Source organism: Xaviernesmea oryzae (assembly GCF_900109605.1).
GTDB classification, from domain to species: Bacteria; Pseudomonadota; Alphaproteobacteria; order Rhizobiales; family Rhizobiaceae; genus Xaviernesmea; species Xaviernesmea oryzae.
In genome coordinates this window covers 201,668-226,460 of record NZ_FOAM01000002.1, presented here as the reverse complement: position 1 = coordinate 226,460, position 24,793 = coordinate 201,668, and the positions used below count along the sequence as shown (strand labels likewise).

Below are 24,793 nucleotides of genomic sequence, written 5' to 3'. Positions count from 1 at the left end.
CGGCTTCACCGCGGGGAACTTTGTTCGCGCCAAATGGGCTGAAGCGCTGGCGCTAGGCTGCACCAGCCCCATCGTCGGCCTTGAACCGACGCCGCAGAGCCTGAAGCGCGGCATAAAGCCGGCTGTTGCGCTTGATCGCCGTCTTCATCGCCACCGTGGCGCGATAGGCCAGCATGGCCGCCCGGCCGCGAGCGGTGATAGGCAGGGTGACATCGCTCAGCACCGTTTCCCGAGTGCACCAGGATCGCTTGTAGAGCTGATCGCCAATGCCGAAATCGAACAGGGTGACGCCCTCGCCGACGCAGCCTTCGATGATCAAATGAAACAGCATTTCACCTGGGCTGGCGTCCTGAGAAAGCCTGTCGTCGATCGAGCTGAATTGGCAGAGCAGATGCTCCCCTTTGCGCGACAAGCCCGCCACGGCAGCGACGCGCTCCCCCTCCGGCAAATCGACGACCAAGGCATCGAGCCGCAGGATTTCAAAGGATGCCCCCTGCGGATAGGCGGCAAGGCCGTGGAAAAAGGCCTGGATCTTGGGATCGGCGAAAACATCCGGCAGGTTCTGTGCGCGAAACCGCGTCGCCTTCTGGGCGAAAAAGAGATCGAGCAGCCGCGCCTTTTCGGACGCTGTCTGCGCCCGGATATGCCGGTAGCCGCCAAGCGCCTTGAGCTTCCTGTCGGTGACCCGGAACTTGCGCCGGCGGTTGCCGGCGTTCAGCTGTCGCAAGGTCGCTTCGAAATCCGCCAGGATCGGCAGTTGGTATGAGGCGTTCTGATGGCGCGTCGACGGCATCTGCGCCAGGGGCTGCACAAAGCCGCCCCAGACCGCCGGCACCTTGTCGAAAAGGATGAGGTCCGCGCGCCCCGCCAGGAGCGGCGGCAGGCGCCTGGCCAGCATCGTGGCCATACCGGGCAGATGCTCTGCCCAGTCTGGCGCGAAGAGACCGGTATTGCCATTGCTGTGCGGGCTGCCGATGAATCGGGCGGTGCGTCCGCCCCGGCCATGGACGATCTCCAGCGGCAGAATAAAGAGGACGTTCCCGCCCACCCGCCCCTCGACCAGCACCAGCCCGTTACCCGAAGCCACTGCCCATGCCGCGCACCAGTCAAAACGCTGATGCAGAAAATTCCCGGGCCAAGCCTCAAGCGCCCGCCATGACGCCTCGATCGCGCTCATGGTGTCGTGCAGGATAATCTCGAGTGATGTCGCCTGCTGCTTCCAGGGCGGCGTCTTGTCCTCCAGGCTGCGCGGCACCAATATCCATCCTTGTTTCGCGATGTTCGAAGCATCTGCGTTCAGACTGGTCTTGCTTTCCTATATCAAGTCGGCCCTTACCATTCAGTATAAGGCTCTGCCGATCATCTACCCGTTTATCTCCATCCATATTTACGTGATTGGCATCGAAGACTTTGAGGATCGCTCGACATTGACTGGAATCATTTCCTCTTATCGGGGCGCATAACCTGACCACCTCGCTGCGCTTGAAGATCGTGCGGAACGAAGCCAGCAGCCTATGCACCCTATGTGGTCGCGATAAGACGCTCGCCGATCTTCGCTGATTGTACAATCATGGACGCGTCGATAAAGCTTGCGCCTGCAGCTTGTCACGTCGACTGCGGTATGCTTGAGGTGTGCGACACATATGCAAGGGACAAGATATGCCGGACTACGCCGCGATTTATGATGATGTTTACCAACGGGTGCCCGGCTACCAAACCCCATTGAGTTCTCCGGGCTTACGCGTCGCCTATAAGGCTGCGGACCTGATCCGAGCGTCGGGTCCTGATCATTTGGATGTTGGATGTGGTCTCGGTTTTGTCGTGGAAGCACTTCGCAATATTCCTTTCCGCAAGAATTCGAGGGGCGCCGACGTCAGCCGCGTGGCATGCCAGGGTGCGAATACGCGGCTCGGTGAAGAAAGAGCTTTTGAAATCCAGGCCGGGCGCCTCCCGTTCGAGGACCAGAGTTTCGATCTTGTGACCTGCTTCGATGTGCTGGAACACCTTGATCTTCCCGATGTCGAGCGCTTGCGCATGGAGATCAACCGCGTTGCAAAGCCGGGCGCTTTACAGATCTTCAACATCAGCTTGCGCGACTCGGGCACAAGGGACCTTAATAATGAGAGCGTCCACCGTACTGTCCGGCCAGCTTATTGGTGGGATGAGATCTTCAATTTCGATCGCTACGAGGTCGACAAGGCTGACCGAGAAATGACGGCATTTGTCCGCCGCTAGAGCCTGGTACTGCGGGGAGCTGCAACCTCTCAATTTTCGAACGACGCGTATCCGTAATGGCGCCCATTGCTGGAGAATTTTCGTGGTGGCTCGCCTTGCCTCTTGAGAAAAATTCCTGCCATCGTGCTGGCGATCATTGAGCGGCCTGCGCGGCTGATCGCTACCTGTCACGGGAATTTGTCTGGCGGCGCCAACAACCGCCGCCACGATTTCTTCATGAAAAGAACAGGCTGGGCCATACAAGCAGTTCCGCTCACGCTGCTTTTGAGCTATGGATGCACATCAGCCGAGACCGGACGGCTTGTCCGGCCGCTTAATTATGACTGGAGCTTGTGATCTATGTCTGCCAAGATCTACCGCCCTGCTAAAACCGCCATGCAAAGCGGCAAGGCGAAGACGCATCTTTGGATTTTGGAGTTTGATCAGGATGTCCCGCGCACCATTGATCCGATGATGGGATACACGAGCTCCGCCGACACCCGTCAACAGGTGAAGCTCAGCTTCGAAAGCGCAGAGTTGGCTGTGGCCTATGCTGAACGCAACGGCATCGAATATCGCGTCATCGCGCCGAAGGACGCAACCCGCAAGGCAGTTTCCTATAGCGATAATTTCCGCTACAGCCGCCTTCAGCCTTGGACGCACTGATCTAATTCAACCTTCCCTTCCGGACTGCCTTATCTAACGCGCCGCCTTCGGCCCCTTAGCTCAGCTGGATAGAGCACCTGCCTTCTAAGCAGGTTGTCGCAGGTTCGAGCCCTGCAGGGGTCGCCAACTTATCAACCAACTATTGCGGGATTGAAGCTTTCCAGTCACTCGGCGCGTTCCTCGCGCTTTGCTCTAGGCTCGCCTGAAGGAGTCGATTGCTTAGCTATGCCGTTCGTTCTCCCATAATCAGTATAATCTTATAAACAGAAATTCGGGCTCAAGAGCCGAGCTGCATATGCCCCTCGGCATCGAGCGGCGCCATGGGGTTGAAGGCCAGCTCCCATAAATGCCCGTCCGGATCGGCGAAATAACCGGAATAGCCGCCCCAGAAGACCTTTTCCGGCGGCTTTACCGGCCTCGCTCCTCGTGCCAGCGCAAAGGCATAGGCCTCGTCCACCTCGGCCTCGCTGTGGAGATTATGAGCGAGCGTGACGCCGGAAAACCCCTCGCCGGCTCCGCCTCCGGCAAGCCGCGCATCGGCGGCCAGCTTGTCGCGCGAAAACAGTCCGAGCACGATGCCTTTGAGCGCGATGAAGGTGATCGACGGGTTGGACGCGGAGGACCGCGTCCAGCCGAGCGATTCGTAGAAGGCGGTGGCGCGTGCGACATCGGCAACGCCCAAGGTGATCAGCGAAATCCGTCGGTCAAACATAACGGCCCCCATGAATGTTGCCATATTGTTCCAGTGTTTTGTGAGGCGAGCAAGTCATTTTGTCCGGGCTCAGAGCACAGCGTGTTTTCCGTCCACGAGCAAGTCGGCCTGCCGCCATCCGACACGATCGGCAAATTTTTATGTGGCAACATGATACCACAAAGCTAACATATTGTTTTTATTGAAGCAGAAAAGTTCAGCGCCTTTGCCATTCGGTTGACCGGAGGAGCGGTTTTGCCTATAAGCGCGGCGGATCGGCCGAGGCTCTTCATCAGAGTGCTCCGGCCGTTCGTTTTTCGGCGAGGCCTTTGGCTTCGGCGAAACCAAGCAACAAGAAACGCTCGGGGCTCACAAGGTCATCCGGGTCTTAAACGAAAGAACAAAATCATGTCGACCTTCGTTCAGAAGCCCGCAGAGGTGGAGAAGAAGTGGATCGTCATCGATGCCGAAGGCCTCGTTGTCGGTCGTCTCGCTTCCATCATCGCCAACCGCCTGCGCGGCAAGCATAAGCCGACCTTCACCCCGCATGTCGACGACGGCGACAACGTCATCGTCATCAATGCCGAGAAGGCCGTTCTGACCGGCAAGAAGTACACCGACAAGAAGTACTACTGGCACACCGGCTATCCCGGCGGCATCAAGGAGCGCACCGCGCGCCAGATCATCGAAGGCCGCTTCCCGGAGCGCGTCATCGAGAAGGCCGTCGAGCGCATGGTTCCCCGTGGTCCTCTCGGCCGTCGCCAGATGAAGAATCTGCGCGTCTATGCCGGCACCAACCATCCGCATGAAGCCCAGCAGCCCGCCGTCCTCGACGTCGCCAAGCTGAACAGCAAGAACGTAAGGAGCGCCTGATCGTGGCTGACCTCTCTTCTCTGAAAGACCTCGCCACGACCCAGACGGAATCCTCCGCTCCGGTTCATGTCAAGAAGGTCGACGCCCAGGGCCGCTCCTATGCGACCGGCAAGCGCAAGAACGCCGTTGCCCGCGTATGGGTCAAGCCGGGCTCCGGCAAGATCACCATCAACGGCAAGCCGTTCGTGAACTACTTCGCTCGCCCGGTTCTGCAGATGATCCTGCGCCAGCCGATCTTCGCTGCTGCCCGTGATGGACAATTCGATATCGACGCCACGGTTGCCGGCGGCGGTCTTTCCGGCCAGGCCGGTGCCGTTCGTCACGGTATCTCCAAGGCGCTGACCTACTTCGAACCCGGCCTGCGCGGTGTTCTGAAGAAGGGCGGCTTCCTGACGCGCGACTCGCGCGTTGTCGAGCGTAAGAAGTACGGCAAGGCCAAGGCCCGTCGTTCGTTCCAGTTCTCCAAGCGTTAATCGCTTCGGAGCCGGAAACGGATCTCAGGAAAGCGGGGCTTCGGCTCCGCTTTTTTCGTTTAAGGTATTCATTCATGACCTGAGGTGATCGGCCTGATCAGCGAAATGAATTTGCTTTCATTGCGAACCTTCTGTTTTAGATGCGACTGCCCGATGAATGGACGAGACCAATGGCCGACCCGACCTCTCCTTTTGCGCCTCTCCCCGAGCCGCCTTATTATGTCGTGACGTTCTCCTCGCGTCGAACGGCTGGCGATGACGGCTATGGGGCCATGGCAGAGGAAATGGCGGCGCTGGCCCAGGCGCAGCCCGGCTTTCTCGGCGTTGAGAGCGTGCGCGGCACCGATGGGTTTGGGATCACCAATTCTTTCTGGCGCGACGAAGCCTCCATCCAAGCCTGGAAGGCGGTGGTTCGCCATGCGGCTGCGCAGGCGGCCGGGCGCGCACGCTGGTATCAGGATTATCGGGTCAGAGTCGCGCGGGTCGAGCGCGCCTATGGCTTCGGCGAATAGGCGTCTGCCGGCGATCGGCGGCGGCAGGCCTCGGCATTGCCGCAGGAACCGCTGCCCTGTATAGGCTCGGCTCATGGATCGCCCGGTCCAGCGCAGCGCGCAACGGCAGTGACGGCGGATCGGGTCAAGCGCCTGTCACAATCATTCCGTAAATGACGGCAAGCCTCTGACGGAAAAGGACGAAGAGCATGAAACCGAAGATCTTCATCGATGGCGAACACGGCACGACTGGTCTGCAGATCCGCGCGCGCATGGCCGAGCGTGAGGATGTCGAGCTTCTCTCGATCCCCGAGGCCGAGCGCCGCAATGCAGCCCTTCGCGAAGATCTTCTGAACACTGCCGATATCGCGATCCTCTGCCTGCCGGACGATGCCTCGCGCGAGGCCGTGGCGATGGTGTCGGGCAACGACAGCGTGCGCATTATCGATACATCGACCGCGCACCGAACCGCACCGGACTGGGTCTACGGCTTTGCCGAAATGGACAAGGCCCAGGCCGAGAAAATCAAGGGCGCGCGTTTCGTCGCCAATCCCGGCTGCTATCCGACCGGCGCCATTGGTCTGTTGCGCCCGCTGCGCCAGGCCGGGCTTCTGCCGGAACGCTATCCCGTCAGCGTCAATGCGGTCTCCGGCTACACGGGCGGTGGCAAGCAGATGATCGCGCAGATGGAGGATCCCGCGCATCCCGACGCGATCTCGTCGCCGAACTTTCTTTACGGCCTGACGCTGAAGCATAAGCACGTGCCGGAAATGCAGACGCACGGCTTGCTGGCCCGCGCCCCGATCTTCGCCCCCTCAGTCGGCCGTTTCCCGCAGGGCATGATCGTGCAGATACCGCTTTTCCTGGGGGATCTCGGCACCGGCGCGACGCTGGAAAGCCTGCATGCGGCGCTCGTCGCCCATTATGCCGGTCAGTCCATCGTCACCGTGGTGCCGCTGGAAGACAGCGCCACGCTTGCGCGGGTCGATGCGGTGGAGCTTGCCGGCAAGGACACGATGAAGCTCTTCGTCTTCGGCACTTCAGGCGGCGCTCATGTCAACCTTGTCGCCCTGCTCGACAATCTCGGCAAAGGTGCCTCCGGCGCTGCCGTACAGAACATGGATCTGATGCTGTCTGCATGAGCATGATCCGGCGCTGAGGATGCATCCCAACCGCCTCGCGCCCGGCATCCATACCGTTCATAAAAAAGCCCGTCTCGCTGTTCTCGCGGACGGGCTTTTTCATTCGGTTGCGATGGTGAACGGCACGGATATCAACCCTTCGCCGGGACGGCCCCCGGCAGCGAGAGGCTGCCGAGGTAACCGCGCCAGTGCATGACCGACGCGGCAAGGACGACCAGTGCGCCCGCCTGATGCAGAACACCCCAGCCGACTGGCACGGCCAGCAGCAGCGTGGTGATGCCGATCGCAGCCTGGGCCAGAACGCCGAGCGCCAGATGGGTGGCGCCGCGCGCATGAGTGGAGCCCGGCGCCAGGATGTTGGCGGCGATCATATGGCCGAAGGTGACGATCAGCAGCAGATAGGCGCCGCAGCGATGCAGGAACTGCACGGTCTTCGGATTTTCGAACAGATTGATCCAGGCCGGCTCGCGCAAGAAGAGATCGCCCGGAATGATCGCCCCGTCCATCAGCGGCCAGGTATTATAGGAGAGGCCTGCATCGAGCCCGGCCACCAGCGCACCCAGATAGATCTGCACGAAGGCCAGCAGGGTGATCAGTGCCGCGACATGGACGGAGTAGCGGGTCGGCGGGCGGTCACGGCGCTTGTCCACTTTCAGCGCGCGAAAGATCCAGACGCAGGCGGCGTAGATCAGACAGGCGATGATCAAATGCGTCGCCAAGCGATACTGGCTGACCTCGGTGCGGTTGACGAGGCCGGACGAGACCATCCACCAGCCGATGAAGCCCTGGAAACCCCCCAGTGCGAGAATGCCGAGCAGCGGAGCCTTCAGCTTCGGCTCGATCTTGCCCCTCAGCCAGAAAACCAAAAGCGGCACTGCGAAGATCAGCCCGATCGAGCGCGCGAGCAGCCGGTGCGCCCATTCCCACCAGAAGATCGTCTTGAAGCCATCCAGATCCATGCCGCTGTTGAGCTGGCTATATTGGGGGATGCGCTTGTAGAGGTCGAATTCCTGTTCCCAATCGGCCTGGCTCAGCGGTGGGATGACGCCGTGGATGGGCTTCCATTCCGTGATCGACAAGCCTGATTCGGTCAGGCGTGTCGCGCCGCCGACCAGCACCAGCGCAAACAGCGCCAGAATGACGATGCCGAGCCAGAGGCGCAGATGCCGCCGGTCTCGCGCCTGCGCCGCCAGCGGGCCATGATGCCCCGCCGCTACGCCTGTCAGGGTGATGTCGCTCATCGCTTGCTTTTTGCTCCTGCCTGCATTTCACCAGAGCAGGCCCACGATCGTCGCGCCGGAAAAAATCCCGTCCGTCGATCCGGGACATGCGATAGCCGGTCGCTGGCGATCCCTGCCCTGTGTTTGGGGACATGATGTGCAACAGCCGGCTGATCAAGGCAAGCCGCAGCTTTGCGGCATCGGGTCGCGCGGCAGACGGGACAATGGGGCTTTTGGTCTCGACCGAGCGCGCTTTCCTCGGCAAAGTGACCTTACCGTGTAAGACGACGCTTGCCCAAGCATCATGCTATACGTCTGAAAGACGGGAAGCCGGCAATCGGCCGCGTACGACCATGCGCGCGAGCGCTTGCCGCCCGGAAGGAGGAGGAAGAATGCGCCCACGCCTGCGGAAATTCATCGGCACGATTCTGATCGTGCTGCTGGTCATCACATACGCGCTGGTGGCCACCACCCTTGCCGCGGCCTTCCTGGGCGCCGCGCCCTGGTGGATCCATCTTCTGTATTTCTTCCTGTCGGGCCTGCTCTGGGTGCTTCCAGCCATGCTGATCATCAAATGGATGGAGCGCCCGGCTTGAGCCCTGTCCAGAGAATAGCGGTCCTCGCGGACATCCATGGAAATCTGATGGCGCTCGACGCCGTTCTGGCCGACATCGACGGACAGGGAATCAGCGAGATCGTCAATCTTGGCGATCACCTCAGTGGTCCGCTCGATCCAGCCGGCACGGCCGAGCGGCTCATGCAGCGGCCGATGAGCGCCATTGCAGGCAATCACGACCAGTATCTGCTGACGCTTGCGCCTGACGCAATGGGGCTGTCCGACCGTTTTGCCCATGCATCGCTGACGCCGGCACATCGTGCCTGGCTTGGCAGCCTGCCGGCCACCCGCCAGTCCGGTGCGCTTTTCCTCTGTCATGGCACACCTCTGTCTGACGAGACCTATCTCTTGGAGGAGGTGGTGGGCGATCATCAGGTGATCGCACGCGGTGCCGGTGCCGTCGACGCTTTGATCGGGGAGTTGGAAGCGGACATCCTGCTGTGCGGCCACTCCCATCAGCCACGGCTGATGCGTCTGCCGAACGGACGGCTGGTTCTCAATCCCGGAAGCGTTGGCTGCCCCGCCTATCAGGACGAAACGCCTTATCCGCACCGCATGGAATGCGGCCATGCGATGGCAAGCTATGCGGTCATCGAGCGGCGTGGCACCGCCGTCGATATCGCCTTCCGCCATGTCGCCTATGACCATCTGGCCGCGGCCGCCCTGGCCGAACGAAACGGCCGGCCGGACTGGGCGGAGGCGCTGCGCTCCGGCCGGATCGGCCGGGGCGGATAAGGCAAGCCCGCGTCTCGTTCCAGGAACGCTTTACGTCACTCTTTCGGCAGCGCGGCATCGTCAAGCTCGGCCGCGCGCTTGGCGGCCGGACGTGCCAACACACGCTCGGCATAGGCTTGAAAAGTCGGGCGCGCTTCCATGGTTCTGAAGCGCAGGCCCCAGGCAACCTGGGCACCGACATAGACGTCGGCGGCCGTGAAATGGTCGCCGGCGATATAGTCATGAGCCGACACCGCCTTTTCCAGCGTCGTCATCACATCCTCATAGGTGCCATAGCCGACGGAGCGCGCCTTGTCGGCCGGCGGCTCGCATTGAAAGGCGCGGTTCGTGACCGCGGCCTCCACCGGGCCGGCCGCGAAAAACAGCCAGCGATAATAGGAGGCACGCTCGACATCGGTGCGCGGCAGCAGGCCGGCTTCCGGAAAGGTCTCGGCAAGATAGGCGCAGATGGCGGCCGTTTCCGTCACCAACGCATTGCCGTGGCGTAGCGCCGGCACTTTGCCCATGGGATTGAGCTGAAGATAATCGGGCGATTTCATCCGATCGCCAAAACCGATGAATTCTACCTCGTAGGGAAGCTCCGTCTCTTCCAGCATCCAGCGCGCAATCCGTCCGCGGGACATGGGATTGGTGTAGAGCACCAGTTCGTCTGTCATCACAGTCCTCCCTTCTCGTTGCGCGCAGGCTAAACCCGTCGGCACGCGCTGACAATGCATCCGCGTGAGAACGACACATCGCTCCGGAATCGGCGCGCCGCGCATAAAAATGGCGGGGAAAACCCCGCCATCCTGTCGCGCTTGAAGGACAGCCGTATCAGGCCGCCATGGCCTTGCGCAGGTTTTCGTCGATCTTGTCGAGGAAGCCGGTGGTCGACAGCCAGGGCTGGTCGGGACCGATCAGCAGCGCAAGATCCTTGGTCATGTAGCCGGCTTCGACGGTCTCGACGCAGACGCGCTCCAGCGTTTCCGAGAACTTGGCAAGCGCAGCATTGTTGTCGAGCTTGGCGCGATGCGCGAGACCACGGGTCCAGGCGAAGATCGAGGCGATCGAGTTGGTCGAGGTTTCCTCGCCCTTCTGGTGCTGGCGATAGTGACGGGTCACGGTGCCATGGGCCGCTTCGGCTTCGACCGTCTGGCCATCCGGTGTCATCAGAACCGAGGTCATCAGGCCGAGCGAGCCGAAGCCCTGGGCGACGATGTCGGACTGGACGTCGCCATCATAGTTCTTGCAGGCCCAGACATAACCGCCGGACCACTTCAGCGCCGAGGCAACCATGTCGTCGATCAGGCGATGTTCGTACCAGAGCTTGGCTTCCTTGAACTTCTCAGCGAATTCCGTCTCGTAGACGTGCTGGAAGATGTCCTTGAAGCGGCCGTCATAGGCCTTGAGAATGGTGTTCTTGGTCGAGAGATAGACCGGAACGTTGCGCTGCAAGCCGTAGTTCAGCGAAGCGCGGGCAAATTCGGTGATCGATTCGTCCAGATTGTACATGGCCATGGCCACGCCGGCGCCCGGCGCGTCGTAGACGTCGTGCTCGATCGTCTGGCCGTCGTCGCCGACGAACTTGATCGACAGCTTGCCCTTGCCGGGGAACTTGAAATCGGTCGCGCGGTACTGGTCGCCGAAGGCGTGACGGCCGACGATGATCGGCTTGGTCCAGCCGGGCACCAGGCGCGGCACGTTTTCGCAGATGATCGGCTCGCGGAAGATCACGCCGCCAAGAATGTTGCGGATCGTGCCGTTCGGCGACTTCCACATCTTCTTGAGGCTGAATTCCTGCACGCGGGCTTCGTCCGGCGTGATGGTGGCGCATTTGACGCCGACGCCGTGCTTCTTGATCGCATTGGCCGCGTCGATCGTCACCTGGTCATCTGTGGCGTCGCGGTTTTCCATGCCGAGATCGTAATATTCGAGATCGATATCGAGATAAGGGTGGATCAGCTTGTCCTTGATGAACTGCCAGATGATGCGGGTCATCTCATCGCCGTCGAGCTCGACGACCGGATTATCCACCTTGATCTTGATCATGGAATTGCCTCTGTGCTTGGAAGTTGGGGCCGTGATCGTTGAGACACGAGGCCCGTTGGTGAAAGCGTGAGTGCTTGCGCTATAGCATTGCCTGATGACAAGGCAAAGCGCGTTCGGCCTTCCATTTTCCGACATGATTGACGGGCAAGAACAGCGGTGCAAGCCGGCCATGGGGACCGGCGCGAACACCAGGGCATGGGTGCAATGACAAGGGGCGGACCAATGGAGACGGTAAAACGGATGACGCGCGACGGGACAATGGTCGCACGGCTGCGGCCGGCCGGCCTGGCGCTGGTGCTGGCGCTTTCGGGCAGTGCCTCTGCAGCCTGGGCGGCCGATATGACGGGGCCGGTGCGCGAGATCATGGACGAGGCCGAGCGCGGCTGGTCGGAAACGCCGGCCGGTGAAACCCGTGATTATTTCGATGCCGAGCGGCTGAAGCGGATCTACAGCCGCGACTTCAACCGCGCCTATGCGGCGGCGGCGAAATTTCCAGCCTATGAAGACAGCAGTTCGCCCTTCGACTACGACGTCGTCGTCAGCGGCCAGGACAGCTGCACGCTTCAGGATGTGCGCATCGAACAGAAGCCGGCGGAAGCGGCCGTGACGCCGGTCGACGTCAGCTTCGACAACAAGCATTGCCTGGCCGAGGAAGGGGCACCGCCACCGGACCGCAGCACCCTGATCTTCCGCATGGTCGAGGAAGACGGCCGCCCTGTGATCGACGACATCGTCCGCCCGGATGCGGCAGGCTCGCTCAAGGGCGAACTGGACGAAATTGCCCGGGTGGCTGCCGAGGAAGCCGGCAAGGACGCGCAATAGTGTAGGCGGCCGGAAACGCCAATGAGCGACAGGATGCTTGGGGTTGCCGTGATTCTGCAGTAGAGGAACGGCTTTTTCGGCAGCCGCGGCCGATGCGCCGGCTGCCGCCTGGAAAAAGGATCTGGACGGACATGGCAGGAACGAACAGCGAGAAGCCGCTTCTGGCCGAAGGGCCGGCGATCATTCTCGTCCATCCGCAGCTTGGCGAAAATATCGGCATGGTGGCGCGCGCCATGGCCAATTTCGGCCTGGCGGAGCTGCGGCTCGTCTCCCCGCGTGACGGCTGGCCGAGCGAAAAGGCCCGGGCCGCCGCCAGCCGTGCCGACCATGTGATCGACGGCGCGAAGGTCTATGACACCACGCGCGAGGCCGTCGCGGATCTGCAATTCGTTTACGCCACGACCGCGCGCGACCGCGACGGCTTCAAGGAGGTGCGCGCCCCTGGCGTGGCGGCGGATACGCTTCGTGCCCGCTTTCGCGCCGGCCAGCCGGTGGGCATCCTGTTCGGGCGCGAGCGCACGGGGCTGACCAATGACGAGATTGCGCTGGCAGACGAGATCGTCACTTTTCCGGTCAACCCCGCCTTCGCCTCGCTCAACCTGGCGCAGGCGGTTTTGCTGATGTCTTATGAGTGGATGAGATCCGGCCTGGAATCGCTCGACGCGGTGCCGTTTCAGGCGCCCGAGCAGCCACCAGCGACAAAGACCCATCTCCATGGGCTGTTCGACCATATCGAGGAGGCGCTCGATGCGCGCGGCTATTTCCGCCCGCCGGAGAAAAAGCCGAAGCTGGTGGAAAATCTGCGCGCCATGCTCACGCGTCCGGGCTTCAGCCTGACCGAAATTCAGGTGATCCGAGGCGTTATTTCCTCGTTGGATCGCTTTACGCGGGACGCGCCGCGTGGCTCGCTGGCGGCCCATGAAACCGTCCGCAGGAAGCCGAACGAGGCTGCACCGCACGATGAATGATGCAGGCTCCGCTCCTTCCGATTCGGCACAGCCGGTGCTGATCTTCGACAGCGGCATCGGCGGGCTCACCGTGCTGCGCGAGGCGCGGGTGCTGATTCCCGAGCGGGCCTTTATCTATGTGGCCGATGATGCCGGCTTTCCCTATGGCGACTGGCCGGAGCAGGCCTTGACGGAGCGGCTGCTTGCCCTTTTCGCCGATCTGATCGACCGCTTCCGCCCGGAGGTCTGCGTGATCGCCTGCAACACCGCCTTCACGCTGGCAGGCGCGGCGCTGCGGGTCGCCTTTCCGCGGATGCGCTTCGTCGGCACGGTGCCGGCCATCAAGCCGGCGGCGGAGCGAACCCGTTCCGGGCTCGTCTCTGTCCTGGCGACCCCGGGCACAGTTCAGCGCGCCTATACGCGCGATCTGATCCAGTCCTTCGCCAGCCGCTGCATCGTCAATCTGGTCGGCTCACCCCAACTCGCGCGCATGGCCGAGGCCTATATGCGAGGCGAGACATTGGACGACGCGGCGGTGCTTGCCGAGATCGCGCCCTGCTTTACCGTCCGGGACGGAGCACGCACCGACATCGTCGTGCTGGCCTGCACGCATTATCCCTTCCTGGCCAATCTCTTTCGCAGGCTTGCGCCATGGCCCGTCGATTGGCTGGATCCGGCCGAGGCAATCGCCCGCCAGGCGCGCCGCCTGGTGCCCTCTCTCAGTGATGCGCAAGCCGATCATGGCGAGGATCGCGGGTTGTTTACATCCGGCACGCCCGATTTCGCCGCGCGCCGCCTGATGCAGGGCTTCGGCCTGCGGCTCGACGGCGGCGGGACAAATGGCCTGTCTGCGCAGGGCGCACAGCAGCGCGATGCAATTCTGTCTCCGGTCTGACATCGATCCCGCCTGTGGCATTGTCCCCAGCAATCATCGCTCAAGACGCTCGAGGTAAAAATTTATTAGCGCCTTGATGCCTATGGTTGCCGCGACGTCATCCGGCAAAGCGCACCATCATGACCGAAGCCTCTCCCTCCCGCAAAGCCGAGCCCAGCCCGGCAGCGGCGATTGTGCCCGATGCGGTTGCCGGCCATCCGCCGGGCGGCGCGTCCACGCCTGTGGAGCTGAATACCCTGGCACGCCAAGTGGCAGAACAGTTTCGCCATCAGGCCTACCCCCCGACGATGATTCCGGGGATGACGCGAATCGGCGAATTTCTCCTCCTGGCCGGTGCCGGCGCTGTCGCGACGATGGCTGCCGGCCTCGAAACGCAGAGCAGCTGGCACGGACCGACGTTGCTTTGCGTAAGCGCCGCCTTGCTGGCGATCTTCTGCCTGCAGCTGGCAGATGCCTATCAACGCCCCGCATTGCGCGCCGCCATGCGTACCCTGCCCCGGGTTCTCGGCGCCTGGACACTCGTCTGCGCGCTTACGGCGCCCGTGCCCTATCTGCTCCTTGGCGAAGCACCGTCCGTTCGATGGCTGGCGATCTGGTTTTGCACGGGTCTCGTCGCGCTTGCCGCCGGCAGGTTTCTGCTGTCGGCAGCCATTGGACGCTGGGCTCGAAAGGGCCTGATGGAGCGGCGCGTCGTCATCGTCGGCGGCGGTGAGCCGGCCAAGACCTTGATCCGCGCGCTGGAGACCGAACCGGAAGGCGACATCCGCATCTGCGGCATTTTCGACGACCGCAAATCCTCCGGTCGGTCGCCCGATGTGGTCGCGGGCTATCCCAAGCTCGGCACCTTTGCCGAGCTGGTGGAATTCGGCCGCGCAACGCGCATCGACATGCTGATTATCGCTTTGCCGCTGTCGGCCGAAGAGCGGATCATGCAGCTGCTGCGCAAGCTCTGGGTACTGCCGGTCGACATCCGGCTTGCCGCCCATGCCAACAATCTACGCTTTCGGCCACGCAACTATTCCCATCTGGGCGATGTGAGGATGCTCGACATCTTCGACAAGCCGATTGCCGACTGGGACTCGGTCGCGAAACGAACCTTCGATATCGTCTTCACGATTGTCGCGCTCTGCCTGCTCTGGCCGGTGATGATCGGCGCGGCCATTGCGGTGAAGCTCTCCTCTGCGGGGCCGGTCTTCTTCAAGCAGAAGCGGCATGGCTTCAATAACCAGGAGATCGACGTTTTCAAATTTCGGTCGATGTACACCGATCGCAGCGATCCCACGGCGAAACGCGCGGTCACGCGCGGCGATCCTCGGGTAACGCCGGTCGGGCGCGTCCTGCGCAAAACCTCGATCGACGAGCTGCCGCAGCTCTTCAACGTGCTGCGCGGCGAGCTCTCCCTTGTCGGCCCCCGCCCCCATGCGGTGGCCGCGCAGACGGCCGATCTCACCTATGTCGACATTGTCGAGAGCTATTTCGCGCGTCACCGCGTCAAGCCCGGCGTCACCGGCTGGGCGCAGATCAATGGCTGGCGCGGCGAGATCGACAGCGACGACAAGATCAGGTTCCGCACCGCGCATGACCTCTATTACATCGAAAATTGGTCGCTCTGGTTCGACCTGAAAATCCTGTTCCTGACGCCCTTCCGGCTTCTGAACACGGAGAATGCTTATTGACGCTTTCGGCCGACCAGGATCTGGCGCCTAGCCTGCGCATCAGCGCCGAGCGCGTGGCCAGCGCGACGCTCGGCTTTGGCGTCTTTCTGTCTGGCTTCGTGCTGGTGGAGCCGGCGCCTTACGAGCTGATGATGGCGGCTCTGATCGCGCTTTGGGCACCGCTCGGCCTGCGCATATCCCGCACGACGGCCCCTCTGGCGGCCCTGCTGCTCATCTTCATGATCGGTGGGTTGATGTCGCTCACCGTCGTGAAGGAGCTGGATATCGGGCCGATGTACATGGCCGTGTCAGGCTTTCTGGCGCTGACATCAATCTTCTTTGCCAGTGTCATCGAAGCACGGGCCGAACGTCTTAACGTGATCTTCAAGGCCTGGACCGCGGCAGCGGTGATCACCGCCATCCTCGGCATTCTCGGCTATTTCCACCTCCTGCCCGGCGGGGAGATTTTCACCCTTTATGATCGCGCCAAAGGCGCGTTCCAGGATCCGAACGTCTTCGGGCCGTTTCTCCTGGTCCCTTCGCTCTATCTGATCCATGCCGTGCTGAAGGGCAGGCTGATCGACCTGCCTTTGCGTGCCGCCGGTATCCTGATCCTGGCGCTGGGAGTCTTTCTCTCCTTCTCGCGCGCCGCCTGGGGGCTCTACGTCTTTGCCGTGCCGACGCTGGTCCTCGTCATGCTGATCAAGGAGCGATCCGGCCTGTTCCGCGTGCGGATGCTGACCATGGCGCTTTGCGGTGCGATGGCGATGCTGATTGCCATCGGCCTGGCGCTACAGCTGCCGCAGGTCGCCAATCTGTTTTCCAACCGCTCGCAACTCGTGCAGGAGTATGATGGCGGCCATCTTGGGCGCTTCGAGCGCCATCGGATCGGCTTTCGCATGATGCTGGAAAGGCCGCTCGGGATCGGCCCGCTCGAATTCAGCAAGATCTTTCCGGAAGACGAGCACAATATCTGGCTCAAGTGCCTGACCACCTACGGCTGGCTTGGCTTTGCCGCTTATGTCACGCTGATGATCAGCACAGTCGCGATCGGTTTTCGCCTACTGCTGTATAACCGCCCCTGGCAACCGTATCTGATGATCGCCTGGATCGCGTTGATGGGCCATGCCGGCATTGGCAATGTCATCGACATCGACCATTGGCGCCACGCCTATCTGCTGTTCGGCATTCTCTGGGGCTGCGCTGGCCTGGAAGCGCGATGGCGTCGCCGAACGATCTGACGGGATCAGACTTGGCAACCAGACAGGCAGCCCGACGGACTTGAACCGCCGAGCATGGGCATCGACACGTTGCAGGCAATGTTGTGAAGTGGGCTGGCCGCGCTTTGCCCGCGCGACCTCAAAGTTACCGTACCATAGAAAAAGGGCAGGCATCACGGTGCCCGCCCCTTCTTCATGATGATAGGCGTTGGCAAGCCGTTAATAGGGCGAATAGCACTGACGGCGCGGCCCGTAATTGGGCTGGAACGTGTTGTCATAGGCGCGATACGAGCGATAGCGCGCATAGCACCAGTTCACATGGGCATTGCCGGCGCTACGATAGATCCGGCGTGGCGGTGGCGGAGCGGCGATGGCCCCGCCGATGATGGCGCCAGCAGCCAGCGCGCCGAGGGGAATGCCCCAGCTACGGTCACGATGGCGATAATAGGAGCGATCGCGATACCAGCCACGGTCACCGCGCCAATGGCGTCGACCATCGTGACGCCAGCCATGATCGCCACGCCAGCCGCGATGATAGCCATGATGCGGACGCCAGCGACGGTGATTGTCGACTTGGATCACGTCGGATGTATCCTGCGCAACGGCAATCGGTGCACGCGGCATGGCTTGAGCCGGCAATGCCACAGGCAGAGCCATGGCTGCAGACATGATGAGGGCAAGGATTTTCTTCATTGCTTCTCCCTTCCGGCGCAGCTTCGAACTGGCGGCCGCGCTCTCAACTGGAACACACTCCATGTCACGCCGGATGGCAGCACAGGAGCTGTGGGAAAACAATGCTTTGGGACGGGCAAGCGTTCCGCGGGACGACATCACATTTTCGCGAGAACGAGTATGGTCAACGCGCGAATGTGACAAATCTATATCGCAGGGAGCTGATGCTCGAAGTGCCCAAACTCACCCAATGAATGAGGGTGGAAGGCCTGTGTCTCTTTTGAGAAGAGGATCCAGAGCTAGGGGGCTCTCTGGAAAAATGGTCGGAGCGGCGGGATTCGAACCCACGACCCCTTGACCCCCAGTCAAGTGCGCTACCGGGCTGCGCTACGCTCCGACACGGCGAAATCCCTATAGGACCGGGTGTTTAGGCGCAAGCCCCCGTCCGGAATTTTCTTGGCAAAAAGGACGATAAAAGGCGCAAATGCAGGGAGAACCACATCGAGTCCCACCAAAGTCCCACGAGCCGCTTTTTGACGGCTTCTTCCGCCAACTGCCATCCATAACGCGCGTTGACGAACTTGGGACAGAGGTCCGTGACGGAGGTTATGGGCATGGCAAACTTGCAGTGACGCGTCATCTCGAACGGACGCGTCACCGCCGTCGCAATCACCGCTGCGGCCGCCCTGCCCAGTGCATGCGCTCAGCCACAGAAACGCAGCCGGCAAAGCTGATATAGGGCTGCAGGGAAACAACAGGCGGAAGACTCCTCCCAAAAAATGCGGCAGGCGGATCAGGCGATCTCGTAGGCTCTTCTTGCCGAGGCTCTCAAAGCCGGGCTCAAGCCACCGCCCGCACCCCGGTCTCTTCGTGCCGCTGTCTCAGATGGTCACCGAGCCGAAGGGCTAGGGCGACGATGACGAGGGTCGGGTTGGCGTAACCGGATGTAGGGAATGTGCTGCCGCCACAGGCATAGAGCCCTTTGACGCCAAAGACCTGGCCATCGGTATCGACGACGCCATCACGCGCGTCGCGCGCCATTTTTGTCGTGCCGGCATGGTGGTTGCAATCACTGAGCTGCGCTTTCCACGCATCACCGGGCGCCGTCAGCCAGTCCGCCATCTTGAAGTCGCCGAGGCCGAGACGGTGGAACTCGTCGATTGCGGTCTGGGTGATGGTCGTCAGCGTCTCGCGCTCGAGTGTCCCAACGTCCCAGGTCACCTTGACCATCGGCACGCCGAGCCGGTCGCGCCTGGTCTCGTCAAGTTGGACGCGGTTTTGTGCCGAAGGTTCCTGCTCGAGATAGCATTGCAGATGGACGGCGGAGGGTTTGGCGCGTGGCGACTGGCCCTGGAGACGGCGCCAGGCGGCGGCGGCGACATCGGGAAAATCGCGCAGCAAACGCCAGATATGCGCGCGCATCCGATCCGGCAAGCGCTGGGCTCGGATGCCGCGCACAATCTCCTGCAACGAGGCCATGCCGCTCTCGCTCGGATAGTCGAAGACAAGATGCGCATTGGCATTGAGGACCTGCCGCTCGCGCTGGAGCGTTTCAGACAGGGCGAATTTCGGAAAATAGCGCTTGTCCCGACGATAGAGCAGCCGGAATCGATCTTGGAGATGCGCTCCATCCGAGGTGAGCGTTGCCGTGATCCCGTTCGGATGATCCTGGAAAAAGCGGCCCACGAGATCATGCTCGTTGCCAAGCCCCTTGGGATTGACCGAGCGGGACAGAAGCAGGAGACGGGCATTTTCCAGCCCGCCGGCGCATAGGGCAACCACCGGCGCATTGATCGTCAGGGACTTGCCGCTCCAAGTCTTCACGGCCACGCCAGAGGTCACCGTACCCGTCTCGTCGGTGCGGATCTCGGTGGCCGTTGCATGGAGCAGCACCGTAACGTTGGCGTCCGCCTTCAGGGCGGCAAAATGGGTTTTGCCGACATCGACATCAGGTGTGTAGACGGTGAACATCGCCTTGAGCCGGTCTGCCTGCCAAGGCGGAGCCTGAAGCCCGAAGAGACCGTAATTCCGTGCATCGAAGACATCCTCCTCGACACAGAAAAAGCGCTTGGCCTCGTCGACGAAAGGCTGCAGCTGCGCCGCGTCGATCGGCCAGCCGCTATGGGCCACCCAAGGGCGCTGCGCGAAATCGATGTCGTCGAAAGGCAGGCATTGCCCGGCCCAGAGGCGCCCTGCTCCGCCCAGCGCCCGCGCGCGGCCCTCTTCCATGCCTTTCAGATTCAGCGGGGATGAGAAGCCCTTGTTGAGCACCTGGAGATCCTCTTCGACCTCCAGCCCGCCGCTTTCGAGCAGAATCACCCGGCAGGATGGCGAGGCCGCCTTCCTGGCCAGCGCGATCCCCGCCGGGCCAGCGCCAATGATGCAGAGATCGCAAGCGAGACTTGCTTCGTCCTCCAGATGCAGACTGTCTTCAATCATGCGGAAGCCCTTCCGCCATCACATTCCGATCGGGAGCGATTGCTCTCGATGTCCGACAAGGCTCGATGCCGCATCACCAGGACGTCCCTCTTCCCGCAAAAGCGCTGCGCGTTTTCATTCCCTCTTAATTGATAACTATCTTTTATACAGGCAGAGCTTTGCGATCAAGACGAAGAACAATGCTGTAGAGGACTTGCCAGCGAGACAGGCTGGAGAAGAGTTGGATCAACGCAGATCGCGCTTGACCATGTTCTGATAGCGGCGCTGGATGTCCAAGGCCTCATAGAACTGTACGAGAAGGCGGTCTGCCTCCCGCATCCCGACGCCGCGGGACCGTAAGCGGCTCATCAATCGTTCCTGCCGCAAAACGCGCTCCTCCGCGCGTCTTACGGCCTGGTCCGCTCGCTGAAAATCCGCCTGCGTATAGGGCATGATGCTTTGTGTCCGGAAAATTGACCATGATCCGAACAAAGAGCGCGGCAATGCGTTCCGCCTAGCGGATAAATATTCGCCAGCGACAATCGAGGGAGATTTGTCCATGCGGCCGAGCCTGACAGCAACGACCAGCCTTGCACGGATCACCGCGCTGAAAATTGAGCGTGACCGCGATGAGTTGCTCACAATCACATCGCGCACACAAAAGCGCCTGGATCGTTCACGCGATCTGCTCCATGCCACCGACCATTGCCTGTCTCCCTACCCGACGAACCGGGCACAGACAACGACGCCCGAATGGACCGACGTATCCGATAAAGCGCACTGATCACAGCTGAACGGCAGGACCTGAAAAAGATATTTTTCCGGGCTGCTCGGCCTATATTTTCTCGAGAATAGCCGAAATCTTAAAACAGCCGTCAGCAGTCAATTATATTCTCCAGCCGATGGCGAAGTGGCAGCTACGTTTCCTCTGCGTCGCCATCGAGACATGACGTGCTCAGAACCGCACTGATTTCCGCCCCCCTTTCATCATCCTTCACGCACCCAATCCACCCCACGCTGGCACAGCCAAGGTGGCGAAAGAAGACTTGCAGGCGATTCGCAAATCAGCTAAAGAACAAAACAGGAACACTTGTTGAGGAACAGGCCCCGTGAACCGGACCCAAGACGTGATCGCCTCTGCCCTTGCTGCCGTCGCGGCCTCGCGCGCTGCCCGTGAAGCTGCCGAAAAGCGCCGCCGGGAAACGTTTTCCCGCATCGACATCGCGCGCAAGCCACAATATGAGCCCAAGCAACTGTCGCTGAATTTTCATTGAGGATCACGCGATAGCTAAACCGATACGTGACGAGAATGGCCGAATCTTGACGTTGTACGTTGGGTCCACGGCTCGCTCTTCCGCCTTACGACGCCAGCCGAAGTCAACGCATAAGAGAGCCGATACCTAGCCGGCGCGGCAGTAGGCATCTATAAGACCAGACCCTTGGTCGATCGGCATCTTGAATCGACCTCGCCTAGAGCGTCCGACTGAAAATCATACGCAGTCTGACGCTCTCCATTTTTGTTTTCGCATCGGATTTTTCCGAAAACCGGTTCCCACTTTTCGGTCCGTTGCTTTAGCGTACCTGATCGAGCAGGCGCTTGCATTCCAGAAGGTCGTAGAGCGCCTCCTGCAAAAGAGCCCGATCCTCCTTGTTGACGGACCCCTTGCCGATGGTGACATCGGGCGTCTCGTCATGGTTTCCGCCGAAGGAGAAGAAGCGGCGACTGGCCGGCGGCTTGGCGCGGCCGACGATCTGATCTTCATCACCCGCTGCAAGCTTCGGCCCGCCATCTTCGTTGCTGGCGGCCGCAAGTGCTTCCACCGTGGCAAGGTCGCCGCTGGCAATAGCCGCCACGAACTTGTTTCCATTGACCTTCAGGAGCTTCTGCACTCCCTTGATAGTGTAGCCGTGGTCATACAGCAGATGACGAATGCCTTTCAGCAGATCGACATCTTCAGGCCGGTAGTAGCGCCGGCCACCGCCGCGCTTCATCGGCCTGATCTGAGTAAAGCGTGTTTCCCAAAATCTGAGAACATGCTGCGGCAGGTCGAGATCGTCCGCCACCTCGCTGATGGTGCGAAAGGCATCCGGGCTTTTGTCCATCGGGTCCTCGGAGGGCGCCGATCCGGCACCTTATACGCTTGAGCTCTTTGCACGGGAGGCGCGTATATGCCGACACGGCAGTATGCGCTCGGTTTGCCGCGGGCCCTTGAGGTCCCTTGGTTCACCCACGAGGTCTGCCGGGAGCCAGCCGCCTAACCGTCGACAAAACCTTACAAAAAGGCTTACGCAACATGACGAAGTAGACAGCGCGGATCAAACCTGCCCGTCGCTCGAATCTCTCACATAATCATGGTGAAAATCAACGGTTTATCGCGCGGTTTTCAACCGAAATCACTCGGGGTGACCTGTCAGCATGTGCACAGATAAAGCGCGTGTACTCGCAGACGACGTCAGGGTGCGGGTGGCGCGGGCTTGGTCTTTGCCTTGCGGGCAAGATGGGCCTTGAGCACGCGCTGCTTCAGCACATTGGATGCCTTGAAGGTCATCACACGGCGCGGCGAAATCGGCACTTCCTCGCCCGTCTTCGGATTGCGGCCGATCCGCTCGTTCTTGTCGCGCACCTGGAAGGTGGCGAAAGAGGAAAGCTTGACGCTTTCGCCCCGCACGATGGCGTTGCAGATCTCGTTGATGATTGTTTCCACCAACTCGGCGGATTCGGTGCGCGAAAGTCCAACTTTGCGGAAGACCGATTCGGCCAGATCCGCGCGTGTCACCGTTTTTCCGCTCATCTTCCCCGCCAATGTTGACTGCGCTGATGCGGCGGCAAGACTATTGCCGATGTCGCAGCCGGTCAAGCGGTTCAATTGAAATAGAAATTCGATTACCAGCGCAGGAGGACCGAACCCCAGGTGAAGCCGCCGCCCATGGCTTCCAGAAGCACAAGATCGCCCTGCTTGATGCGCCCGTCGGATGCTGCGGCATGCAGGGCAAGCGGAATGGAGGCGGCAGAGGTGTTGCCGTGCTGGTCCACTGTCACCACCACTTTTTCCAGCGGAATGCCCAGCTTCTTCGCCGAGCCGTCGATGATCCGCCGGTTGGCCTGATGCGGCACCAGCCAGTCCAGATCCTCGGCGGTCGTGCCGGTGGCGGCGAAAGCGGCCTCGATCACATCGGTGATCATGCCCACGGCGTGCTTGAAGACTTCGCGACCCTCCATCCGCAGATGGCCGATCGTGCCGGTGGTGGAAACACCGCCATCGACATAGAGCTTCTGCTTGTGGGAACCATCCGAGCGCAACTGCGCCGTCAGGATGCCGCGGTCGTCGCCGGTGCCGGCGCTCTCGACTGCCTCAAGCACGACAGCGCCAGCGCCGTCACCAAAGAGCACGCAGGTGGTGCGGTCCGTCCAGTCGAGCAAGCGCGAGAAGGTCTCCGCGCCGATCACCAGTGCGCGGCGCGCCATGCCGGTGCGCAGATAGGCATCCGCCGTTGCCATGGCAAAGACGAAGCCGGAGCAGACTGCCTGCATGTCGAAAGCCGCACCGCCGGTGATGCCAAGCCGAGCCTGGATATCGACCGATGTGGCCGGAAAAGTGTTGTCGGGACTGGCGGTGGCCACGATGATGAGGTCGATCGCCTGGGGCTCGATGCCGGCGCGCGACAGTGCCTCGCGTGCGGCCGCCTCGCCGAGCGAGGCCGTTGTCTCACCATCGCCGGCGATATAACGCTGACGAATGCCCGTGCGCTGGACGATCCACGCATCCGTGGTGTCGACCGTCTTTTCCAATTCCTGATTGGTCACCACCCGCTTCGGCAGCGCTGCTCCGAAACCGCGTACAACAGACCTGATCATTCTTGCTTTCCAATCTCGCCGCCCACATTGCCGGCGACAGTCGCCCCTTCGGGCGCCTGGGCGGCGCGGTATTTGGCCAGATCGGCCTCGATTTTGTTTTTCAGCCCGTTTCGGACCATATCATGACCGACATCGATGGCTGCTGCGAAACCTTCGGCGTCGGCGCCGCCATGGCTTTTGATGACAATGCCGTTCAGCCCGAGAAACACGCCGCCATTGACCTTGCGCGGGTCCATCTTCTCGCGCAGCCGATCAAAGGCGCTTTTGGCGAAAAGATAGCCGATCTTCGCCATCAGCGTCCGCGACATGGCGGCCCGCAGATAGGTCGCGATCTGGCGCGCGGTGCCCTCGGCGGCCTTCAGCGCGATATTGCCGGAGAAGCCCTCGGTCACGACAACATCGACCGTGCCCTTACCGATATCGTCGCCTTCCACGAAGCCGACATAGTCGATGCCATCGAGCCCTGCCTCGCGCAGAAGCTGGCCAGCCTCCCTAACCTGCTCCTGGCCCTTGATCTCCTCGACGCCGACATTCAGCAGGCCAAGCGTCGGACGATCAAGTTCGAACAGAGCGCGGGCCATGGCGCCGCCCATGAGGGCGAAATCCATCAGCTGGCGCGCATCGGCGCCGATGGTGGCGCCGACATCGAGAACGATGCTTTCACCCTTCAGGGTCGGCCAGATCGCCGCAATCGCCGGACGCTGGACGCCGGCCATGGTGCGCAGGCAGAAGACGGCCATCGCCATCAGCGCGCCGGTATTGCCGGCCGAGACCACGACATCCGCCTCGCCCTTGTTGATCGCGTCGAGCGACTGCCACATGCTGGACTTGCCGCGCCCGCGCCGGAGCGCCTGGCTCGGCTTTTCATCCATGGCAATGGCAATGTCGGTTGCGTGAAACGTGCTCGCAGCCTTGAGCTTGGGAAAACGCTCCAGGATCGGCTGACAGATTGCTTGGTCGCCGAACAGCACGAAGCGGATATCCGGATGACGCTCCAGCGCCCGGGCAGCGCCCGGCAGGACGACTTCGGGACCGAAGTCGCCGCCCATCACATCGAGAGAAATTCTGATCACGCCCGCCTAATCCTATCCGTGTCCCATTGCGCCATGCCGATATCGTCATCGGCCATGGCGCAGGTCGCCATTCGCCTGAGGCCCAA

General features: G+C 61.5%; 28 protein-coding genes and 2 tRNA genes. 17 read left to right on the top strand and 13 right to left on the bottom strand.

Going from position 1 to position 24,793, the window contains the following annotated elements; all coding sequences use genetic code 11:
- Positions 1-52: 52 nt before the first annotated feature.
- A complete protein-coding gene (locus BMX61_RS02800; RefSeq protein ID WP_139198868.1) occupies positions 53-1,255 on the bottom strand; it encodes a GNAT family N-acetyltransferase in 1,203 nt (400 codons plus the stop codon).
- 404 nt (positions 1,256-1,659) lie between these two features.
- Here BMX61_RS02800 and BMX61_RS02790 point away from each other — a divergent pair, with 404 nt between their 5' ends.
- The 4 genes from BMX61_RS02790 (at position 1,660) to BMX61_RS02780 (ending at position 3,006) form a co-directional block, all read left to right on the top strand.
- On the top strand, positions 1,660-2,235 hold the full coding sequence (locus BMX61_RS02790; protein WP_075627686.1) for a class I SAM-dependent methyltransferase: 576 nt from the start codon (positions 1,660-1,662) through the stop codon (positions 2,233-2,235).
- 66 nt (positions 2,236-2,301) lie between these two features.
- Entirely contained in the window at positions 2,302-2,571 is a 270-nt protein-coding gene (locus BMX61_RS24235) for a hypothetical protein (RefSeq protein ID WP_139198867.1), read from the top strand.
- Positions 2,572-2,574: 3 nt separating this feature from the next.
- Positions 2,575-2,880: an ETC complex I subunit gene (locus BMX61_RS02785; protein WP_075627687.1), complete on the top strand. Its 306-nt coding sequence runs from the start codon at positions 2,575-2,577 to the stop codon at positions 2,878-2,880.
- 49 nt (positions 2,881-2,929) lie between these two features.
- Positions 2,930-3,006: transfer RNA gene (locus BMX61_RS02780), tRNA-Arg, on the top strand.
- A 151-nt stretch (positions 3,007-3,157) separates the two neighbouring features.
- Here BMX61_RS02780 and BMX61_RS02775 read toward each other — a convergent pair.
- Positions 3,158-3,592 (bottom strand): VOC family protein, encoded by a 435-nt coding sequence (locus tag BMX61_RS02775; RefSeq protein WP_075627877.1) that lies wholly within the window; start codon positions 3,590-3,592, stop codon positions 3,158-3,160.
- A gap of 387 nt (positions 3,593-3,979) precedes the next feature.
- Here BMX61_RS02775 and rplM point away from each other — a divergent pair, with 387 nt between their 5' ends.
- The 4 genes from rplM to argC all read left to right on the top strand — a co-directional run bounded on the left by rplM (position 3,980) and on the right by argC (position 6,550).
- Positions 3,980-4,444: a 50S ribosomal protein L13 gene (rplM, locus tag BMX61_RS02770; protein WP_075627688.1), complete on the top strand. Its 465-nt coding sequence runs from the start codon at positions 3,980-3,982 to the stop codon at positions 4,442-4,444.
- A gap of 2 nt (positions 4,445-4,446) precedes the next feature.
- On the top strand, positions 4,447-4,917 hold the full coding sequence (gene rpsI / locus BMX61_RS02765) for a 30S ribosomal protein S9 (protein WP_075627689.1): 471 nt from the start codon (positions 4,447-4,449) through the stop codon (positions 4,915-4,917).
- 170 nt (positions 4,918-5,087) lie between these two features.
- A complete protein-coding gene (locus tag BMX61_RS02760; protein WP_075627690.1) occupies positions 5,088-5,429 on the top strand; it encodes an antibiotic biosynthesis monooxygenase family protein in 342 nt (113 codons plus the stop codon).
- A gap of 188 nt (positions 5,430-5,617) precedes the next feature.
- Complete coding sequence (gene argC, locus BMX61_RS02755) at positions 5,618-6,550, top strand: N-acetyl-gamma-glutamyl-phosphate reductase (protein ID WP_075627691.1); 933 nt, start codon at positions 5,618-5,620, stop codon at positions 6,548-6,550.
- Positions 6,551-6,681: 131 nt separating this feature from the next.
- On the opposite strand, the gene BMX61_RS02750 is transcribed toward argC, so the two are convergent.
- Positions 6,682-7,791, bottom strand: a complete 1,110-nt coding sequence (locus BMX61_RS02750) for a COX15/CtaA family protein (RefSeq protein WP_083639436.1) — start codon at positions 7,789-7,791, stop codon at positions 6,682-6,684.
- Positions 7,792-8,162: 371 nt separating this feature from the next.
- On the opposite strand from BMX61_RS02750, the gene BMX61_RS02745 reads away from it, so the two are divergent.
- Together BMX61_RS02745 and BMX61_RS02740 are read left to right on the top strand one after the other, a co-directional pair.
- Positions 8,163-8,366, top strand: coding sequence for a DUF2842 domain-containing protein (locus BMX61_RS02745; RefSeq protein WP_075627692.1), 204 nt, complete (start codon positions 8,163-8,165; stop codon positions 8,364-8,366).
- A complete protein-coding gene (locus tag BMX61_RS02740) occupies positions 8,345-9,121 on the top strand; it encodes a metallophosphoesterase family protein (RefSeq protein ID WP_075627693.1) in 777 nt (258 codons plus the stop codon). Before BMX61_RS02745 ends, BMX61_RS02740 begins: the two co-directional genes overlap by 22 nt.
- 35 nt (positions 9,122-9,156) lie before the next feature.
- On the opposite strand, the gene BMX61_RS02735 is transcribed toward BMX61_RS02740, so the two are convergent.
- Both BMX61_RS02735 and BMX61_RS02730 read right to left on the bottom strand, forming a co-directional pair.
- Complete coding sequence (locus BMX61_RS02735; protein WP_075627694.1) at positions 9,157-9,777, bottom strand: glutathione S-transferase family protein; 621 nt, start codon at positions 9,775-9,777, stop codon at positions 9,157-9,159.
- A gap of 157 nt (positions 9,778-9,934) precedes the next feature.
- Positions 9,935-11,149 (bottom strand): NADP-dependent isocitrate dehydrogenase, encoded by a 1,215-nt coding sequence (locus tag BMX61_RS02730; RefSeq protein ID WP_075627695.1) that lies wholly within the window; start codon positions 11,147-11,149, stop codon positions 9,935-9,937.
- Between the two features lie 222 nt (positions 11,150-11,371).
- On the opposite strand from BMX61_RS02730, the gene BMX61_RS02725 reads away from it, so the two are divergent.
- From BMX61_RS02725 to BMX61_RS02705, 5 genes are all read left to right on the top strand, one after another.
- Positions 11,372-11,971: a hypothetical protein gene (locus tag BMX61_RS02725; protein WP_139198866.1), complete on the top strand. Its 600-nt coding sequence runs from the start codon at positions 11,372-11,374 to the stop codon at positions 11,969-11,971.
- Positions 11,972-12,102: 131 nt separating this feature from the next.
- Positions 12,103-12,939 (top strand): RNA methyltransferase, encoded by an 837-nt coding sequence (locus tag BMX61_RS02720; protein WP_075627696.1) that lies wholly within the window; start codon positions 12,103-12,105, stop codon positions 12,937-12,939.
- Positions 12,932-13,813: a glutamate racemase gene (gene murI, locus BMX61_RS02715; protein ID WP_075627697.1), complete on the top strand. Its 882-nt coding sequence runs from the start codon at positions 12,932-12,934 to the stop codon at positions 13,811-13,813. Before BMX61_RS02720 ends, murI begins: the two co-directional genes overlap by 8 nt.
- A gap of 119 nt (positions 13,814-13,932) precedes the next feature.
- Positions 13,933-15,489, top strand: coding sequence for an undecaprenyl-phosphate glucose phosphotransferase (locus BMX61_RS02710; RefSeq protein WP_075627698.1), 1,557 nt, complete (start codon positions 13,933-13,935; stop codon positions 15,487-15,489).
- Positions 15,486-16,709, top strand: coding sequence for an O-antigen ligase family protein (locus BMX61_RS02705; protein WP_075627699.1), 1,224 nt, complete (start codon positions 15,486-15,488; stop codon positions 16,707-16,709). Before BMX61_RS02710 ends, BMX61_RS02705 begins: the two co-directional genes overlap by 4 nt.
- 198 nt (positions 16,710-16,907) lie before the next feature.
- Here the strand turns inward: BMX61_RS02705 and BMX61_RS02700 are convergent, their stop codons facing one another.
- The 4 genes from BMX61_RS02700 to BMX61_RS25280 all read right to left on the bottom strand — a co-directional run bounded on the left by BMX61_RS02700 (position 16,908) and on the right by BMX61_RS25280 (position 20,147).
- The gene (locus BMX61_RS02700) at positions 16,908-17,381 is read right to left on the bottom strand and encodes a BA14K family protein (RefSeq protein WP_075627700.1); all 474 of its coding nucleotides are present in this window, start codon (positions 17,379-17,381) and stop codon (positions 16,908-16,910) included.
- Between the two features lie 299 nt (positions 17,382-17,680).
- Positions 17,681-17,757 (bottom strand) — tRNA-Pro (locus tag BMX61_RS02695).
- Positions 17,758-18,200: 443 nt separating this feature from the next.
- The gene (locus BMX61_RS02690; RefSeq protein WP_075627701.1) at positions 18,201-19,799 is read right to left on the bottom strand and encodes a GMC oxidoreductase; all 1,599 of its coding nucleotides are present in this window, start codon (positions 19,797-19,799) and stop codon (positions 18,201-18,203) included.
- Between the two features lie 225 nt (positions 19,800-20,024).
- Positions 20,025-20,147, bottom strand: coding sequence for a hypothetical protein (locus BMX61_RS25280; RefSeq protein WP_267890853.1), 123 nt, complete (start codon positions 20,145-20,147; stop codon positions 20,025-20,027).
- A gap of 190 nt (positions 20,148-20,337) precedes the next feature.
- Here BMX61_RS25280 and BMX61_RS24230 point away from each other — a divergent pair, with 190 nt between their 5' ends.
- Complete coding sequence (locus tag BMX61_RS24230; protein ID WP_075627703.1) at positions 20,338-20,562, top strand: hypothetical protein; 225 nt, start codon at positions 20,338-20,340, stop codon at positions 20,560-20,562.
- 325 nt (positions 20,563-20,887) lie between these two features.
- Positions 20,888-21,052 (top strand): hypothetical protein, encoded by a 165-nt coding sequence (locus BMX61_RS24570; protein WP_170854888.1) that lies wholly within the window; start codon positions 20,888-20,890, stop codon positions 21,050-21,052.
- A 298-nt stretch (positions 21,053-21,350) separates the two neighbouring features.
- Here BMX61_RS24570 and BMX61_RS02680 read toward each other — a convergent pair whose 3' ends face one another.
- The 4 genes from BMX61_RS02680 to plsX all read right to left on the bottom strand — a co-directional run bounded on the left by BMX61_RS02680 (position 21,351) and on the right by plsX (position 24,707).
- Positions 21,351-21,881 carry a MerR family transcriptional regulator gene (locus BMX61_RS02680; RefSeq protein ID WP_075627704.1) on the bottom strand — a complete coding sequence of 177 codons (531 nt, stop codon included), beginning with the start codon at positions 21,879-21,881 and terminating at the stop codon, positions 21,351-21,353.
- Positions 21,882-22,231: 350 nt separating this feature from the next.
- Positions 22,232-22,570 (bottom strand): integration host factor subunit alpha, encoded by a 339-nt coding sequence (locus BMX61_RS02675; protein WP_075627705.1) that lies wholly within the window; start codon positions 22,568-22,570, stop codon positions 22,232-22,234.
- Between the two features lie 92 nt (positions 22,571-22,662).
- Positions 22,663-23,634 (bottom strand): beta-ketoacyl-ACP synthase III, encoded by a 972-nt coding sequence (locus tag BMX61_RS02670; protein WP_075627706.1) that lies wholly within the window; start codon positions 23,632-23,634, stop codon positions 22,663-22,665.
- The gene (plsX, locus tag BMX61_RS02665; protein ID WP_075627707.1) at positions 23,631-24,707 is read right to left on the bottom strand and encodes a phosphate acyltransferase PlsX; all 1,077 of its coding nucleotides are present in this window, start codon (positions 24,705-24,707) and stop codon (positions 23,631-23,633) included. Before plsX ends, BMX61_RS02670 begins: the two co-directional genes overlap by 4 nt.
- Positions 24,708-24,793: the final 86 nt, after the last annotated feature.

Excerpts from the sequence above, each read along its gene's own strand:
- BMX61_RS02790 (WP_075627686.1), top strand. The coding sequence starts at position 1,660 with ATGCCGGACTACGCCGCGATTTATGATGATGTTTACCAACGGGTGCCC.
- BMX61_RS02785 (WP_075627687.1), top strand. The coding sequence starts at position 2,575 with ATGTCTGCCAAGATCTACCGCCCTGCTAAAACCGCCATGCAAAGCGGC.
- BMX61_RS02775 (WP_075627877.1), bottom strand. The coding sequence starts at position 3,592 with ATGTTTGACCGACGGATTTCGCTGATCACCTTGGGCGTTGCCGATGTC.
- rplM (WP_075627688.1), top strand. The coding sequence starts at position 3,980 with ATGTCGACCTTCGTTCAGAAGCCCGCAGAGGTGGAGAAGAAGTGGATC.
- BMX61_RS02760 (WP_075627690.1), top strand. The coding sequence starts at position 5,088 with ATGGCCGACCCGACCTCTCCTTTTGCGCCTCTCCCCGAGCCGCCTTAT.
- argC (WP_075627691.1), top strand. The coding sequence starts at position 5,618 with ATGAAACCGAAGATCTTCATCGATGGCGAACACGGCACGACTGGTCTG.
- BMX61_RS02750 (WP_083639436.1), bottom strand. The coding sequence starts at position 7,791 with ATGAGCGACATCACCCTGACAGGCGTAGCGGCGGGGCATCATGGCCCG.
- BMX61_RS02745 (WP_075627692.1), top strand. The coding sequence starts at position 8,163 with ATGCGCCCACGCCTGCGGAAATTCATCGGCACGATTCTGATCGTGCTG.
- BMX61_RS02740 (WP_075627693.1), top strand. The coding sequence starts at position 8,345 with ATGGATGGAGCGCCCGGCTTGAGCCCTGTCCAGAGAATAGCGGTCCTC.
- BMX61_RS02735 (WP_075627694.1), bottom strand. The coding sequence starts at position 9,777 with ATGACAGACGAACTGGTGCTCTACACCAATCCCATGTCCCGCGGACGG.
- BMX61_RS02730 (WP_075627695.1), bottom strand. The coding sequence starts at position 11,149 with ATGATCAAGATCAAGGTGGATAATCCGGTCGTCGAGCTCGACGGCGAT.
- BMX61_RS02725 (WP_139198866.1), top strand. The coding sequence starts at position 11,372 with ATGGAGACGGTAAAACGGATGACGCGCGACGGGACAATGGTCGCACGG.
- BMX61_RS02720 (WP_075627696.1), top strand. The coding sequence starts at position 12,103 with ATGGCAGGAACGAACAGCGAGAAGCCGCTTCTGGCCGAAGGGCCGGCG.
- murI (WP_075627697.1), top strand. The coding sequence starts at position 12,932 with ATGAATGATGCAGGCTCCGCTCCTTCCGATTCGGCACAGCCGGTGCTG.
- BMX61_RS02710 (WP_075627698.1), top strand. The coding sequence starts at position 13,933 with ATGACCGAAGCCTCTCCCTCCCGCAAAGCCGAGCCCAGCCCGGCAGCG.
- BMX61_RS02700 (WP_075627700.1), bottom strand. The coding sequence starts at position 17,381 with ATGAAGAAAATCCTTGCCCTCATCATGTCTGCAGCCATGGCTCTGCCT.
- BMX61_RS02690 (WP_075627701.1), bottom strand. The coding sequence starts at position 19,799 with ATGATTGAAGACAGTCTGCATCTGGAGGACGAAGCAAGTCTCGCTTGC.
- BMX61_RS25280 (WP_267890853.1), bottom strand. The coding sequence starts at position 20,147 with ATGAGCCGCTTACGGTCCCGCGGCGTCGGGATGCGGGAGGCAGACCGC.
- BMX61_RS24230 (WP_075627703.1), top strand. The coding sequence starts at position 20,338 with ATGCGGCCGAGCCTGACAGCAACGACCAGCCTTGCACGGATCACCGCG.
- BMX61_RS02680 (WP_075627704.1), bottom strand. The coding sequence starts at position 21,881 with ATGGACAAAAGCCCGGATGCCTTTCGCACCATCAGCGAGGTGGCGGAC.
- BMX61_RS02675 (WP_075627705.1), bottom strand. The coding sequence starts at position 22,570 with ATGAGCGGAAAAACGGTGACACGCGCGGATCTGGCCGAATCGGTCTTC.
- BMX61_RS02670 (WP_075627706.1), bottom strand. The coding sequence starts at position 23,634 with ATGATCAGGTCTGTTGTACGCGGTTTCGGAGCAGCGCTGCCGAAGCGG.